Here is a 16214-nt window from a genome sequence, read left to right as displayed (position 1 = left end):
TCCCTCGTTCCTGTGTGGGGGCCGGCCCGATCGCCGGCCACGTGATGGGGGTACGGGCGGGGCGCGCGGCTACGGCGCGGCCACCGCGGGCGCCTCGGTCCAGTCGGCGACCTCGACGGCGAGGACACCGGCGGCGTCCTCGGCGCCGACGGCGTGGCCGGAGACCTCCTGGAGGAACCGGCGCGCGGGCGCGTTGCGCGCGGTGGGCCGGTACGGCAGCCGCAGCGTGCGGCAGCCTGCCGCCGCCGCCCGGTCGGCGAGCATCCGCAGCATCCGGGTCTCCACCCGGCGGTTGAGGACCCGGCAGCTGAGCAGGAAGACCGGCACGTCCAGCACGTCGCCGTCGGGCCGGGCGAGGATCAGCCCGACGGTGCCGTAGTCGCCGAAGACGTCGCTGACCCGCACCGTCCAGCCCCGGCCGCCCGCGTCGAGCAGCCCGCGCAGCTCCGGCACCGTGAACGCGGTGCCCGCCAGGGTGAACTGGGTGGTGCGGGTGGTCAGTTGGGCCGCCCGGTCGAGGGCGGAGTCGGTCAGCGGGGTCATCGTGACGTCGATGGCGCAGCGGGCGAGGAACTCCTCGTAGTCCGTGAGCGACTGCTCCAGGGCCCGGCGCTCCGGCTCGGCCCCGTACCAGTCGGCCCGCAGCCGGTCCTCGTCGGTCACCGTGAGCTGGTCGAAGGCGCTCTCGTGGGCCAGCTGGCGGGGCGCGGCGCCCGCGTCCCGGGTCAGCTCCACCACGGCGACCTCGGGCAGCGCCGCGCGCACCGACGCGCATTCCACGGCGTCGTCGTCGACGAACACGAACGAGTCGAGCGCGAGCCCCAGTTCCTGCGAGAGCTCGTACAGGTACCGGGCCTTGGGCTGCCAGCCGATCCGGTGCGCGGTGACGTCCTTCAGCGTGAGAACCATGCCGGGGTTCTCGTCGAACACGGCCCGGACGTCCGCCTCTTCGTTACGGCTGCACAGGCACAGCAGCTTGCCCTGGGCGCGCTGGTCGAGCATGAACTCCTGGACGGCCCTGCGGCCCGCCCCGACCTCCACCCCGAGCGGCCCGTCCTCGCCGCACACCCCGGCCCACAGGGTGTTGTCGCAGTCGAGGACCACGACCTTGCGGGGCTTGGTCCAGGTGGTGCGGGCCAGCCGCACGAGCCGGTCGGCCAGCGCGTCGAAGTAGGCGTCGGTGTACGGGAGATGGGCGATCCGGTCGGCGTACTCGTCGTGCGTCTCCGGCACCTCGTAGCGGTCCGCGAGGCCGTCGAGCGCCACCAGGTGCACGCCGGGCAGCGGGGCGACGGTCTCGGTGATCCGCCGGGCGGCGGCCTCCGTCCAGCGCACCCGGGCCGGGTCGGCGAGGGCGGCGGGCGACGGCGGGGTCAGGGCCACCAGCCAGGTGGCGGCCGACCGCCCCGGCACGGCGGACAGCACCGTGAGCAGCTCGTCGAGCAGCCGGTCACCGGCCGACGGGTCCGCGGCGCCGCGGAACAGGTCCTCGGCGCGCAGCAGCACGACGTTCACCCCGGCGTGGGCGAGGAGCACGCTGCCGGGATCCAGCATCGGCTCCACCAACTGCCCGTACGGCGCCGCCAGTACCTCGCGCCCGCTCTCCCGCAGCCGCCGCGCCATCGCGTCCCTGAGGCCGTCCGCGGTGAACGTCGCGGCGAGGGCGATGCCCGGCTTCGTCGCGTCGCTCATGCGGCCCTGCCGTCCAGGTGCGCGCGGACGGCCGCGGCGAGTTCGGCGGCGGTCGTGTCGTTGCCGAGCGCGTGCACGGGCAGCTCCACGTCCAGGTCGCGCCAGAGCCGCGACAGCACGCGCACCGCCCGCATCGAGTCCCCGCCGAGGGCGGCGAAGGGGATGTCAGGGTCGACCTCGTCCAGGCCCAGGATGGTGCCGAACACATCGAGCACCGTGTTTTCCACGGACCGGGACTTCAGTTCATTCGCTTCCATCTGGAGAACACCCTCGTTTCGGCCGTGATCGGCCAACGCATATGGCGGAAAAGGTGAATCGGCACTTGTTGAGGTGCTACCCGTCAGCGTGCCCGTGACCGGTCAGGGCGCACTCAAGCGGCACTCAAGTCCAAGTGCTGGCAGGGAAGTTGGTGCGTTACGATACCGCCCGCGGTCGTTGCACCCCCCACCGATCTACCGGGAGAAACACCCATGCGCAAAAGCGGGTTGGCCAGTCTGATCCCCCTCTATTTCATTATCCTGATCGACAACCTGAGCGTCAGCCTCATCATTCCGGTACTGATTCCCATCGCCTATGACGCCGATATCGGCATCATGGGCAGCGGCAGCACGAGCACCCGCGACCTGTTCTACGGAATCGCCATCGGCAGCTATTCGCTGGCGATGTTCTTCGGCGCCCCGCTGCTCGGCTCGCTGTCCGACCACTTCCGCCGCAAGAAGACGCTGATGCTGTGTCTGCTGGGGCTCGCCCTCAGCTACGGGCTGACCATCTGGGGCCTGGCCCGCCAGGACGTCGTCCTGTTCGTCGCCGCCCGGGTGGTCGGCGGTCTGTTCTCCGGCAGCCTGCCCGTCGCCCAGGCGGCGATCCTGGACGTCACGCCGAAGGAACGCCGGGTGAACTCCATCGGCCTGATCATGTTCTGCGTCTCGACCGGCTACGTGGTGGGCCCGCTCATCGGCGGCTACCTCAGCGACTCCACCCTGGTCTCCTGGTTCAGCCTGGAGACCCCGTTCGTCTTCGTGGCCGTCATCACGCTGCTGAACCTGCTGGTCCTGCTGGTCTCCTTCCGCGAGGCCCCGGCGCCCGCGCCGACCGGACGCCTGCGCTTCCCGAACCCGGTCAAGCACCTCTTGGAGTCCTTCACCTTCCCGGGCGTCCGGGTGCTCGCCACGGCGCTGCTCCTCATGTCCCTGGGCTGGACCGCGTTCTTCCAGTTCATCGGCCTGTACCTGACGGCGAACGAGGGCTTCGACCAGCGCGGGGTCACCAACCTCATCTCGGTGGTCGGCGTCGGCCTCGCCGCCTCGTTCCTGTCGCTGGTGCCGCTGTCGATGAAGTACCTCAAGCCGCAGATCGCCGTGACCGGGGCGCTCGCGGTGATGACCGTGTGCATCGCCGGCACCGCGCTGACCGGTTCGCGGATCGCGCTCTACGCCCTGTGCCTGGTCGGCGCGGCCACCTACGGCATCTCGTACAGCGGCCTGGTCGGCCTGATGTCGGCCGCCGTGGACGACAGCCACCAGGGCTCCGTGATGGGCACGGCCGGCGCCGTGGCCGCGCTCTCCGCGGGTCTGTCCGGCGTCGTCTTCGGCATCATCGACGGCTCCAGCGCGGTCCCCGTCTTCTCGGCCGCCGTCTTCGTCCTCCTCGGCTTCCTCCTGTTCGCCGCGGTGCGCCCGGGAGCCGCCCCGGCCGAGGAACCCCGGGAGACCGCGGACCGCACGTCAGCGGCCTGATCCCCGGCCGCCCTCACCCCCGCACGGCGGCCGTGGCCGGGGTCAGGGCGGCCTCGTCGATCACGTGGGGGACCCCGTCGGCGGGAGGCGGGTTCAGCACGTGGTGGACCAGGCCCGCCGCCACCGGCTCCACGGGGCCCGCGGTCTCCCGGGCGCCGGGGGAGTTCGTCTGCTCGGTCCGGAGCATCCCCGGGCGCGCGAGATGGAACGTGACGCCCGGGTGGTGCCGGGCCGCCCACTGGACCAGGCCCTCCACCGCGGACTTCGCCGCGACGTAGTGCGGCCAGTCGCGCGGCGGTTCGCGCAGGGCGGCCGACGAGATCACCAGACACTGGCCACGCCCCGGCTCCAGGAGCGGCAGCAGCCCGCTCAGCGGCGCGCTGACCAGCCGCACCGCACCGGTCAGGAACGCGTCCATCCGCTCCAGGTCCGTGGCGGCCACCCCCAGCGTGCGCAGCGGCGGGGCCGCGCTGCACACCAGCAGGTCGAGCCGGCCGACGCGGGACGCCAACGCGGCGCTCCAGTCCGGATCCGCGGCATCGCCGGGCGCGGAGTGCAGCCGCCCCGGCAGCCCTTCGGCCTCGGCCCGCAGCGCCGTCGGCAGGGTGTCGCCGCGGTGCCCGACGAAGACCTCGCAGCCCTGAGAGGCCAGCCCCAGCGACAGGGCCGCACCGAGCCCCCGGCTGCCGCCGACGACGACGGCCGACGCGCCGTGCAGCCGGGTGGACGGGCCCAGGTGCTCGCCAAGGGCGGCCGAGGTCACCGCCGGCGCGGGCGTGCGGACCATCGCCTCGATCTCCGCCTCGGCGACGACCGCGCCGTCCGCCGTGACCTCCCCGACGAGCGACACCAGCCCGAAGCGCGGATCGGTGTGCACCACGCGGGCCGCGTACGCCAGCCGGACGGGCCCGCTCGCGGCGACCGGGAGGAAGCGCAGCGCCACCCGCCCCAACAGGCAGTTCTCGCCGGGCAGGGACATCCCGGCCACGTAGCTCGACCACAACAGGCAGGCCAGCGGCGTCCGTCCGAGCAGCCGGGCGGCGGCCGGGAACCGCCCGGCCAGCGCGTCGAGCCCGTCCGGGCCGTACGCACCGGACACCGCGGTGCCCGGCGGCAGGTCGGCGACGGTGTGCCGGGGTGCCGTCCGGGCCGGCGGCACGGGCAGCGGATCAAGGTCCGGCGGGCTGCCGGGACGGACCCGTACGGTCAGACAGGTCCGGTCCCCGTCGAGCAGCCGGTGCCCCGTGCCGGTGACACCCAGCGCATCGGTGCGGTAACGCACCCCGGGGAACACCGGATTGCCGAAGTCGGCCTCCACCGCCGAGACCCCCGCCCCGCCGTCCGCCCTTGCGTCGGGCGCCGCGCCTTCGCCGGGCGTCGCCCTTTCGTCGAGCGTCCCCAGGACCGCGAGGACGCCGTGCGCGACGGTCCGGCCGAAGGGCGTGCGGCGGGCGTGGCCGGGCGAGCAGTGCAGCGCGTTCCGGTCCCCGCTGACCCGCGCGAACAGCGCCACGTCGTCTTCCGAGAGCAGCACCTGAGTACCTCCGATGGGCGCTCCGCCGCACCGAGGGGCGGCGATGTCCAATTGCGGTCCGGAAGCAGTTGAACACCCGGCGGTGCGCGCTGTCCTGCGGGGTCGACCGTGATTCGAGTGCAGGTGGACCGGTGCCGTGTACCAATTGTTCGGGTGTCCCGGGCGGTTGAAAGGTGTGTGTGCATGACGGAGCGTCAGGCAAGCGCCTACGAGCGTTTTCAGTGGAATCGGTACCAGCGGAATCCCGACGACCCGGGACTCACCGTCGGTTATGTGTTCGCGCTGACCGGGGACGTGGACGCCGACCGTCTCGACGCCGCATTGCGGGACGTGGTCGCCACCGCGTTCCCGCGCCTTCTCGACTACTTCACGGAAGTCGGCGGAGAACTGGTGGCGAAAAGCCGCCCGGTGCCCCGCCGCGTCCTGCGGAAATGCGAGCGGAAGGACGACCTGCTCGACGCCGGCGGTATCGATCCCACCGGCCAGGAACTCTTCCGCTTTCGCTGGTGGCGGGAATCCGCCGAAAAGCTGCTGCTGCGCCTGGACTTCAGCCACGTGGTGTTCGACGGCGGCTGCTACGCCCCCTTCCTCGCCGCCCTCGCCGCCTGCTGGCGGGGCGAGACCCCGGTCCTGGAGCGGCAGTTCGCCGCCAGGACCCGGTCCGACGCCGACCGCGACGCCGCCCACTGGCGCGCGGCGCTCGCGGGCCGCCCGCTGCACCAGCCGCTGCCCTTCGGCGGCGCCGCGCCCCACGGGGACGGCCGCCGGATCTCGGTCAAGGAGACGATCAGCGGCGAACGGGCCGAGGACGTCCAGCGGTTCCTGCGCCAACACGAGCTGAGCCCGCTCCAGTTCGTGGTGGGCGTCACCGGCGCCCTCGTGCACGCCTACGGCGACGACGACCGCGACGTCGTCGTCGCGCACACCGTGGACACCCGGACGTACGGCTCCCCGTACGGCTGCCACACCAATCTGCTGCCGCTGTGGCTGGACGTCGCGGGCGGGCCGTCCGCGCTGGCGCTGTTCGAGCAGATACGCACCCAGCGCGAGGAACTCCGCGACCACCAGGGCTTCCCGACCGCCGACCTGCTCGCCCTCGCCGCCGCCGGGCCCGGCCCCACCGCCGACCAGGGCGGCAGCGTCCTCAACCTCGTGGTCAACTCCTCGTCGGCGATGCTGCCGACCGCGCTGCCGGAGCTGGCGGGCGTGACCGCCTCCTGGGTGCGCAAGCCCGACACCGGCAGCGCGAGCGAACTGAGCGTCAACTTCAGCGCCGACGCCCAGGGCATCCACCTCTCCTTCGACTCCTCCACGCGCGTGCTGTCGCCCGAGGCCCTGTCGGCGCTGGCCACCAACTTCCTGCGGCTGGCCCGGTTCATGACGGCCGAACCGCACCGCCCGCCCGCGCACTGCGACCTGTCGCGCCCGCTGGAACCGGTCGCCGAGGGCGCCGCCGGGACCGCGCGGACCGGCCGGGGCCTCGGCGCGGCGCTCGTCGAGGCCGCCGCCGCGGACCCGGACCGGGTGGCCGTCGTCGACGACCACCGCTCGCTCAGCTACGGCGAACTGCTGGCCGCCGCCCACCGGCTCGGCGACGCCCTGCCCGCCGACGACACCCGGCCGGTCGGCGTCCTCCTGGAGCGGTCCGCCGCGATCCCCGTCGCGTACCTGACCGCACTGGCCCTGCGCCGGACCTTCGTCCCGCTCGACCCGCACCTGCCGGACGGCCGCCTCGCGTACATGGCCGAGACCGCCGGACTCGGCGTCGTCCTGGTGGACCCGGCGACCCGGGACCGCGCGGCCCGCCTGTTCCCCGGCACACCGGCCCTGGAGGTGGACGCCGCGCCGTCCCCGGCGCCCGGGCCGCCGCAGCCCGTGCCGGTGGCCCCGGCCGACGCGGACCGCACCGCGTACGTGCTGTTCACCTCGGGATCGACCGGCACCCCCAAGGGCGTCGCGGTGAGCGAGGGCAACCTCGCCAACTTCCTCGACGCGGTGCGCCAGGACCCGGGGATGGGTCCGGACGACCGCATCGTGGCCCTGACCCCGATCGGCTTCGACATCTCGCTCATGGAGATCCTGCTGCCGCTGCTGTGCGGCGCCACCGTCCACGTCCTGTCCGAGGAGGCCAGGACCAGCGCGACCCTGCTCGCCGAGCGCATCGACGCCAGCGGGGCGAGCGTCGTCCAGGCCACGCCGTCCACCTGGCGGATCCTCAGGTCCGCGGGCTGGCGGGCCCGGCGGCCCATGACGCTGCTGTGCGGCGGGGAGGCCCTGGACCGCGACCTCGCGCAGTACCTGCTGAGCCAGAGCGCCGCCGTCTACAACATGTACGGCCCGACCGAGGCGACCATCTGGGCCAGCTGGCAGCGCGTCACCGATGCCGGGCGCATCCACCTGGGCGAGCCCGCGCAGGGCACCCGCTACTACGTGGTGGACGCCGACGGCCGGTCCGTCGCCCCGGGCATGTGCGGCGAGTTGATGATCGCCGGGGACTGCGTCGCGCTCGGCTATCTGAACGCCCCGGCGACGGCGTTCGGCACGCTGCCCGACGGCACGCCCTCCTACCGCACCGGCGACCTGGTCCGCCACGACGGACCACACCTCACGTACGTCTCCCGCAAGGACGGCCAGCGCAAGGTCAACGGACACCGGATCGAACTCGGCGAGGTGACCGCCGCGGTCACCGCCCAGGTGCCGTCCGCGACCGTGGTCGCCGTCGTGCGGTCCGAGCCCGAGCCGCACCTGCGCTGCTTCGTGCGGCTGCCCGCCGACGAGCCCTTCGACGCCGCCGCGGTGCTCGAACGGTGCCGGGACACCCTGCCGTACTACATGGTTCCGCAGGCCGTGCACCGGCTGGCCGAGATCCCGCTCACCGCCAACGGCAAGACCGACGTCAAGAGGCTCGGCGAGGCGCCGCTGTCCGAGCTCGGCCTGTTCCCCGAGGACGAGCGGCCCGCGCAGGGCACCGCCGCCCGGCCGGCCGCCACGGACACCGCCGAGGCGCCCGGGACCGATCTGCTCACCGAGCTGCGCCGGCTCGTCGCCGCCGAACTGGGCCTGCCGGAACCGGACGCCGACCGGCCGCTCGGCTACCAGGGCGTCACCTCGCTCGGCTACAACGTCCTCGCGGCCCGGATCAGCGACCGGTACGGGATCGTCGTCCACGCCCACGACTTCTACCGGATGAACACGCTGCGGGCCGTCGCCGAGACCGTCGCACGGCTGACCGAGGGCCGCGCCGACGGGCCGGCCGCACCGCAGCGGACCGCCCGGCCCGCGGCCGCGGCGCCCGCGACCGCTCCCCGGCGCTCCGGCGGCGACGACCGGCTGGCCATCGTCGGGCTCGCCGCCGTGCTGCCCGGCGGACCGGACCCCGAGACGTTCTGGCAGACCCTGCTCGACGGCAAGAACTGCGTCGGCCCGGCCGGCACGGAGCGTCAACTGCCCGGTGAGTTCGCCGGGTTCCTGCCGGGGATCAAGGGCTTCGACGCCCGGTTCTTCTCCATCTCGCCCCGCGAGGCCAGCTGGATGGACCCGCGCCAGCGGCTGCTGCTGCAGTCCGTGTGGCACACCCTGGAGGACGCCGGATACGCGCCGTCGGAGCTGAGCGGCTCCCGGACCGGCTGCTACATGGCCGCCACCGGCAGCGACTACGCGCTGCTCCAGGCCAGGGCCGACGCACGGCAGATCCCGTACTCGCTGGTCGGGCACTCCATGAGCCTCGTCGCGAACCGGATCTCCTCCTGGTTCGACTGGCACGGCCCCTCCACGGTCCTCGACACGGCCTGCTCGGGATCGCTGGTCGCGCTGGTCAAGGCCTGCCGCGACCTGCGGGCGGGCGTCTGCGACGCGGCGGTCGTCGGCGGCGTCAACCTCATCCTCGACTCCCAGATCAACGAGGGGCTGCACGCGGCCCGGTTCCTCTCTCCCGAGCACCGGTGCGCGACCTTCGACGCCGCCGCCGACGGCTACGTCCGCGGCGAGGGCTACGGCAGCTTCCTGGTCAAGCGGCTGGCGGACGCCGTCGCCGACGGCGACGACATCCGCGCCGTCGTCGAGAGCGCGGTCGAGAACCACGGCGGCCGCGCCAACTCGCTCACCGCCCCCAACCCCAACGCCCAGTACAGCCTCCTCCTGGACGCCTACACCCCCGAACTCGCCGCCCGCACCGGCTACATAGAGACCCACGGGACCGGCACCGTGCTCGGCGACGCGATCGAGATCGACGCGCTGAAGCGGGCCTGGGAGCAGCTGGTGCCGGGGCCCGCGGGCCCCGACGGGCGCCGGGTGCGGCTCGGCGCGGTCAAGTCCCAGATCGGGCATCTGGAGCCCGCCGCGGGCGTCGCCTCCCTGACCAAGGTGATCAAGGCGTTCGAGCACCGGACCCTGCCGGGCAACCTGCACTTCCAGGAACTCAACCCCGGCATCACCCTCGACGGCACCCCCTTCGAGGTGCTGGGCGAGACGGTGCCCTGGGACGACGGCGAACTCGTCGCCGGGATCAGCTCGTTCGGCTTCGGCGGCACCAACGCGCACGTGGTGCTCTCCGCGCCGCCCGCCCCCGCCGCCCGGCGCGCCACCCCCGCGCGCACCCGCCTCGTCCCGCTGTCGGCGCGCACCCCGCAGGCGCTGCGCCGGGTGACGGCCGCGCTGCTCGACCACGTCGAGCGCGGCGGGCCGCTGTCGGACGAGGACCTGCGGGACCTCTCGTACACCCTGTGCCGGCGCGAGCCGATGGCGTACCGCCTCGCGTGGTGCCCGTCGTCCGGCGCCGAACTGCTGCACGCGCTGCGCACGGCGGGCGAACCCGTCCACCCGCAGACACCGGCGCAGGCAGGGACGCCCGAGTGGGGGCGGGACGTGGGACAGCCGACCCCCGAGTCGGCCCGCGACGCCTTCCTGTCCGGCCGGCCGGTCGACTGGCAGGCGCTGTTCGCGCCGCACACCCCGCAGCGGCTGCGGCTGCCCGGCTACCCGTTCGACGACACGGATCTCTGGTTCACCGACGAGGGACGGACCGCATGACGCCCCAGACGCAGGCCGGCACGGCGGCCCGACCCGCCGCGGTGCAGCCGATCCGGCTCCTCGCGGCCGACGAGCCGGGCACCTTCCGGGCGCACATCGACCGCGACCACACCTATCTGAGAGAGCACCTGGTGGGCGGGCGCCGCGTGCTGCCGGGCGTCGCCTGTCTGGAGATGGCGCTGCGCGGAGCCGGTCAACTCCGCCCCGGCGCCACCGTGTTCGCCGTCCGGGACGCCGCCTGGCTGCGGCCCGTGTCCGGCGAGGAGCCGCTGGACGACCTCGTCGTGGCCTTCCGAGCCCCGCCGGGCGACGCGACCGCGCTGGACTACACGGTGACCAATCGCGGTGCCCTCTGCGCGATGGGCACACTTCTTTTCGAGAAGACGGGAACGGTCGAGAAACTGGACCGGGAACCCGTGATCGGATTGGACGTGCGCGACGAGATCTGCGCGCACACCACGTCCCATCTCACCCGGAGCGAACTCTACGGAGCGTTCTCGGACATGGGCATCGACTACGGCCCCTACTTCCGCCGCAACACCTATGTCCAGCGGTACGGACAACGGTCCCTGGCGTGGCTCTCGCACAACGACGGAACACCGATGGGCCTGGTCAACCTCCTCGACTGCGCCTTCCAGTCGGGCCTGGCGATCTCCGTCGGGGAACACCGGGACAGCTTGATGCCCTTCTCCATGGGACATATGATCTTTCACGCTCCGGCGCGGTTTCCCGCCGACTCCGCATTCGTCCTGACGGAGAAACTCTCTCCCTTCCGGACCCACTTCACGGTGTACGACGAGGATTACGGACCGCTTCTCTCGGTCGTCGACCTCGGCGTCAAACCCGCCCTGTGAACCCGCCCTCTGATTCCGCCCTTTGATTCCTTTCCCGAATCGGCGTCCTAGACATAGGGGATTTTGTTGAGTCGCAACGAATGGCGAAGCGGAAACTCCGCGTCCGGTACGGCGCGCCCCGACGTCTCGCTGGTCCGCCGTGCCGCCGTGGACTCGATGGTGTTCGCGCCGCAGTGGACGCACGGCAGGCTCGACCCGCCGGGCGCCGCGGACGGCGGCCCGCGCACTTTCCTGGTGCCGCCGTCCCAGACCCGACTCCACCAGGAACTGACGGAGCGGTTCCCCGGCCACCGGGTGCTGCGCCTCGACGCCCCCGCGGTGGCCGCGCTCGCCGCCGCCCCGGCCGCCGACGAGCACCTGGTGTTCGTCAGCCGCACCTCCTGGGCCGACGGCATCAGCGACGCGGACCACACCGCCTTCCTCGACCTCGTCCACGCCCTCGACCGCTGGCCGCGGGTCCGCCTCGACGTGTTCACCGACAAGGCCGTGCACAGCCCGCTGTTCACCGCCGCCACCCACCCCGCGGACGGCGTGTACGTCGGCCTGGCCCAGGCCCTCGCCAAGGAGCGGCCCGACTGGTCCGTGCGCTGCTTCTGTCTCGCCGACCTCACCGCCGCGACGCTGGCCGCCGCCCTCGACCGGCCGCTGCCGACCGTCGCGGGCGCACCCGTCTGCGTCCGGGACGACGCGTACGCCGTCGCGTCGATGGAGCCTGCGGTCCTCCCCGGCTGGCCCGAACACTCGGCGTTCCGGACCGGCGGCACCTACGTCGTCCTCGGCGGCACCGGCGGACTCGGCGGCCTGCTCGCCGAGTACCTGGCCGCCGAGTACCGGGCCGAGGTGGTCGTCATCGGCCGCCGCGCCCCCGCGGACTTCGCCGAACAGGCCGACCGGATACGGGAGTCGGGCGCCCGCGCGGTGCACTACCACCAGGTCGACCTGGCCGACGCGGCGGCCCTCAAGCGGGCGCTGGACGGCCACGAGGTCATCCACGGCGTCGTCCACTCCGCCCTCGTCCTCCAGGACGCCACCCTCGCCACCATGAGCGGGAGCGTCCTCGGCGACGTACTGCGCCCGAAGCTGCACGGCACCCACCACCTGGTGGACGCGCTGCGCGGCCGACAACTCGACTTCTGCCTCTTCTTCTCCTCCGTCCAGGCCCACATCGCCAGCGCGGGACAGGGCAACTACGCCGCCGCCTGCGTGGCCAAGGACGCCTACGCGGACCTCCTCCACCAGGCCCTGCTGATCGACGCCAAGGTCGTCAACTGGGGCTACTGGGGCGAGATCGGGGTCGTGGCGAAGCCGGAGTACCGGGAGCGGATGCAGGGCCTCGGGATCGGCTCGATCGAACCGGCCGAAGGGCTGGCGGTCATCGAGCGGTTCCTCGCGGGCGACGACCGACGGATCACGTGTGTCAAGGGAACGGAAGAGGCGCTGGAGCGCATGGGAATCACGCCGCACAAGCCCGCCGCCGCCGCGGCACCGACCACCGGCTCCCCGGGAGTCCTCACCGACGTGGTGCCGGTCCTGCGGGACGACGACTCCGACGTCGCCCGCAACCGGGACCTCTCCGAGCGCCTGGAGGCGTACACCCGGTGGCGGCTGCGCCAGGTGCCGCTGCCGGCCGGCGCGATCGGCAAGTACGCGCTGCTGACGGACGCCATCGCCGCCATGCCCGCGGCCCACTCCCTGCCCCGCGCCGAACTCCTGCGCGACTACCCGGAGTTGACCGGCCACATCACTCTGCTCGACCGGTGCCTTGACCATCTGCCCGACGTCCTGAGCGGTGCGATCGACGCGGTCGAGGTGCTGTTCCCCGACGGCTCCTTCGACCTGGTCGCGCCCGTCTACCAGAGCAACCCCATCGCCGACTACTTCAACCGGATCTGCGCCGAGGTGGTGACCAACTACCAGCGCCGCACGGCGGGCCGCCCGCTGCGCGTCCTGGAGATCGGCGCCGGCACCGGCAGCACCACCAAGTTCGTCCTGCCGCGGCTCGACCCGCGCGACGTGAGCTACCACTTCACCGACCTGTCGTACGCGTTCCTGCACAAGGCCCGCGACGCCTTCGGCGACGACTACCCGTACGTCTCCTACGAGATCTGCAACATCGACAACCCGCCCGAGGAGTACACCGGGTCCTTCGACGTCGTCGTGGCCACCAACGTGCTGCACGCCACGGCGAACGTCCCCGGCACGCTGCGCAACGTGCGCAAGGTGCTGCGCGAGGGCGGCATCCTCGTCCTCAACGAGATCACCACCCGGCAGGACTACGCCACGCTCACCTTCGGCCTCACCGACGGCTGGTGGCTCAGCAACGACCCGTACCGCATCGAGCACAGCCCCCTGCTCGGCAGCGACCAGTGGCAACTGCTCATGCACGAGGCCGGGTTCGGCGCCGTGCGGACCCACGGCGGCGAGGGGCAGCAGGTCCTCGTCGCGCTGGCCGGCCCGGCGGACGAGCCGCCCGGCACGGCCACTGCCGCCCCGGCTGCCGTCGCGGCGACGGGTGATGTGCGCGGGCGGGTGGAGGAGTTCGTCCGTGAGGTGATCGCGGGGACGATGCGGCTCGATGTGTCGGAGGTGGAGCTGGATCGTCCGTTCCGGGACATGGGGATCGATTCGTTGATCTCGATGGAGTTGTTGAAGCCGTTGCGTGAGCGGGTGGGGTATGTGCCCGCGACGGTGTGGTTCGAGTATCCGACGGTGGCGCGGTTGGTGGAGTTCCTGGTCACCGAGCACGCGGACACGGTGGCGGAGGCGTTCCCCGCTCCTGTCGCCCCCGCCCCGGCCGCCGCCGAACCGGCCGTCGAGCCGCAGGCGCAGCCGGACCGTACCGAGCACACCGTGCCCGTCGTGTCCGCCCAGCCCGAGCAAGTCCATCGCCCCGAAGCCGAGTTGATGCCACGCCCCGGTGACATAGCCGTCGTCGGCGTCTCCGCGCGGCTGCCCGGGGCGGCGAACGCCGCGGAGTTCTGGGACAACCTCTTCGAGGGCCTGGACTGCACGTCCACCGTGCCCCCCGAGCGGTTCAGGACCCGCGTCGCGGACGGCCCCGACGCCGTCGCGTACACCGAACGCGGCGCGTTCATCGACGACATCGACGCGTTCGACCACACCTTCTTCAGCATCACGCCCCGCGAAGCGGCGCGCATGGACCCCCAGGAACGCCTCGTCCTGGAGCAGACCTACCTGGCGATCCTGGACTCCGGGCACAGCCGCGCCCAGCTCGCCGGCAGCGACACCGGCGTCTTCGTCGGCGTCATGAACGGCGGCTACGCCTGGCACACCACCACCGAACCCGGGGCCGAGCCGCCCACCTCCACGTTCTGGTCGATGGCCAACCGCGCCTCGTACCACTTCGACTGGCACGGCCCCAGCATGGCCGTCGACACCGCCTGCTCGGCGTCCCTGACCGCGCTGCACCTCGCCTGCCAGTCCCTGCGCACGGGGGAGTGCGACCGCGCCGTCGTCAACGGCGTCAACCTCATCACGCACCCCCGGCAGTACCAGCTCCTGTGCGGCCTGGAGATGCTGTCCCGCACCGGCGAGTGCCGGCCGTTCGGCGCGGGCGCCGACGGCTTCGTCGACGGCGAGGGCGTCATCAGCCTGGTGCTCAGGCCCGCCGAGGACGCCCTGCGCGACGGCGACCGCGTATACGCCCTCATCAGCGGCTCCGCGGTCAACGCGGGCGGCCGGGCCAACGGCTACACCGCACCCAACCCCGAGGCCCAGTACTCCCTCGTCACCAAGGCCCTCGCGGCGGCCGGCACGGCCCCCGAGGAGGTGGGCTACGTCGAGGCCCACGGCACCGGCACCGCCCTGGGCGACCCCATCGAACTGCGGGCCCTCACCAAGGCCTACGCCGCGGCCGGCACCCAGCGGATCCGGCTCGGCTCGGTGAAGTCGAACATCGGCCACCTGGAGTCCGCGGCCGGCCTCAGCGGTGTGCTCAAGGCGGTCCTCCAGATGCGCCACGGCTCCCTGGTGCCCTCGCTGCACGCCGAACGCACCAACCCGCACCTGGACTTCGATGACACCCCCTTCAAGCTCAGCACGCAGCGCGAGCGGTGGCCCGCCGACCTGCCCCTGGTGTCCGCCGTCAGCTCCTTCGGCGCGGGCGGCGCCAACGCCCACGTCGTCCTGCGCGGCGTCCCCGAGCGGACCGCGACCGCCGGCCGCCCGCGCCGCGACACCTACGTCATCCCGCTCTCCCACCACACCGGCGCCGGACTGCAACTGGCCATGGACGAGCTGGCGCAGTGGCTGCGCGGGCGCCGCGTCGACATGGACGCCCTCGCCCACACGCTGGCCTGCCGCCGCGACGGCCTCGCGCACCGCGTCGCGATCGTCTGCCGCGACCAGGACGAACTCGTCCGCGGCCTGGAGCAGGACCTGAGCCGCCGCCCCGCGCCCCGGGCCGCCCCGGCACCGGCCGCGGTCGAGGAACTCTCCGCCCGCACCGCCCACGACATCGCCGCCCTGTACGAGTCGGGCGGCTCCCCGGACTGGGCGGCCTACTACCCGAGGACCGCCCCCGCCGACCTGCCCGCCTACCCGTTGCTGCGTCACCGCCACTGGATCAGGTCCGAGGAGTCCGGTTTCCACTCGCTGGACTCGCTGGTGTCCGCCCACCGCATCGACGGCGTGCCCATGGCGCCCGCCGCCTGGACGCTCGCCGTCCTCGCCGGGCGCGCCGAGGGCCGCGCCCTCGGCAACGTGCTCTGGCAGAAGCCGATCACCGACCCCGCGGCCGTCGAGGTCCGCGAGCGCGGCACCGAACTGTCGATCGTCGACCGCGCCACCGGCGAAGCGCACTGCACCGCCGAGGTGACGGCACCGGCCGCCGTCGGCACCCCGCCCGCCCCGCCCGCGGGCGCCCGCAAGCAGCACCGGCGGGAGATCTACGACACCTTCCGGCGCCTCGGCTACGACTACGGCGAACCGCTGCGCGGCGTGCGCTGGGCCGAGGTCGGACCCGGCGCGGTACGGGCCTTCCTGCACGTCGACCGCGACTGGGGGTACGGCCTGTCGCCCGCACTGCTCGACTGCGGGATGCAGCTGTCCATCCTGCTGGCGGCCGAGGAGGGCACCGGCGGCCCCGTGTTCGTCCCCTACGTCCTGGGCCGCCTCACCGTGGTCAGGGCCCCGCGCGACGAGGCCGTGTACTGCCACTGCGTGGCCCGGCCCGGCGGCTCGCAGCGGACCCGTACGTACGACTTCTTCTTCACCGACGAGCACGGCGATGTCCTGGTGGCCCTGGAGGAAGTCGTGTCGGTCGCCGTCGGTGGCGGCAGCGGCGCCGCCGCCCCGGGCCCCTCCCCGGCGCCGGCCGCCGCGCCGTTCACCGTCACCGAGCTGAACTGA

At 73.2% G+C, this 16214-nt stretch carries 7 protein-coding genes; 4 read left to right on the top strand and 3 right to left on the bottom strand.

Features of this window, described 5'->3' with window-relative positions; translation table 11 throughout:
* Window positions 1-69: 69 nt before the first annotated feature.
* Entirely contained in the window at window positions 70-1692 is a 1623-nt protein-coding gene (locus tag RBJ77_RS39110) for an HAD-IIIC family phosphatase (protein WP_372349328.1), read from the bottom strand.
* A complete protein-coding gene (locus RBJ77_RS39105) occupies window positions 1689-1949 on the bottom strand; it encodes an acyl carrier protein (RefSeq protein ID WP_372349327.1) in 261 nt (86 codons plus the stop codon). Before RBJ77_RS39105 ends, RBJ77_RS39110 begins: the two co-directional genes overlap by 4 nt.
* A gap of 213 nt (window positions 1950-2162) precedes the next feature.
* Here RBJ77_RS39105 and RBJ77_RS39100 point away from each other — a divergent pair, with 213 nt between their 5' ends.
* The gene (locus RBJ77_RS39100) at window positions 2163-3428 is read left to right on the top strand and encodes an MFS transporter (RefSeq protein ID WP_372349326.1); all 1266 of its coding nucleotides are present in this window, start codon (window positions 2163-2165) and stop codon (window positions 3426-3428) included.
* Between the two features lie 13 nt (window positions 3429-3441).
* On the opposite strand, the gene RBJ77_RS39095 is transcribed toward RBJ77_RS39100, so the two are convergent.
* Window positions 3442-4962: an SDR family NAD(P)-dependent oxidoreductase gene (locus RBJ77_RS39095; RefSeq protein WP_372349325.1), complete on the bottom strand. Its 1521-nt coding sequence runs from the start codon at window positions 4960-4962 to the stop codon at window positions 3442-3444.
* Window positions 4963-5145: 183 nt separating this feature from the next.
* On the opposite strand from RBJ77_RS39095, the gene RBJ77_RS39090 reads away from it, so the two are divergent.
* From RBJ77_RS39090 to RBJ77_RS39080, 3 genes are all read left to right on the top strand, one after another.
* Window positions 5146-9990, top strand: a complete 4845-nt coding sequence (locus RBJ77_RS39090) for a beta-ketoacyl synthase N-terminal-like domain-containing protein (RefSeq protein ID WP_372349324.1) — start codon at window positions 5146-5148, stop codon at window positions 9988-9990.
* Window positions 9987-10844, top strand: coding sequence for a polyketide synthase dehydratase domain-containing protein (locus RBJ77_RS39085; protein ID WP_372349323.1), 858 nt, complete (start codon window positions 9987-9989; stop codon window positions 10842-10844). Before RBJ77_RS39090 ends, RBJ77_RS39085 begins: the two co-directional genes overlap by 4 nt.
* A 66-nt stretch (window positions 10845-10910) precedes the next feature.
* The gene (locus RBJ77_RS39080) at window positions 10911-16214 is read left to right on the top strand and encodes a beta-ketoacyl synthase N-terminal-like domain-containing protein (protein WP_372349322.1); all 5304 of its coding nucleotides are present in this window, start codon (window positions 10911-10913) and stop codon (window positions 16212-16214) included.

This window comes from Streptomyces sp. KL116D (assembly GCF_030766975.1).
Lineage (GTDB): Bacteria > Actinomycetota > Actinomycetes > Streptomycetales > Streptomycetaceae > Streptomyces > Streptomyces longispororuber_A.
The sequence above is the reverse complement of the archived record's forward strand: the minus strand, read 5'-3'. Positions and strand labels throughout refer to the sequence as shown.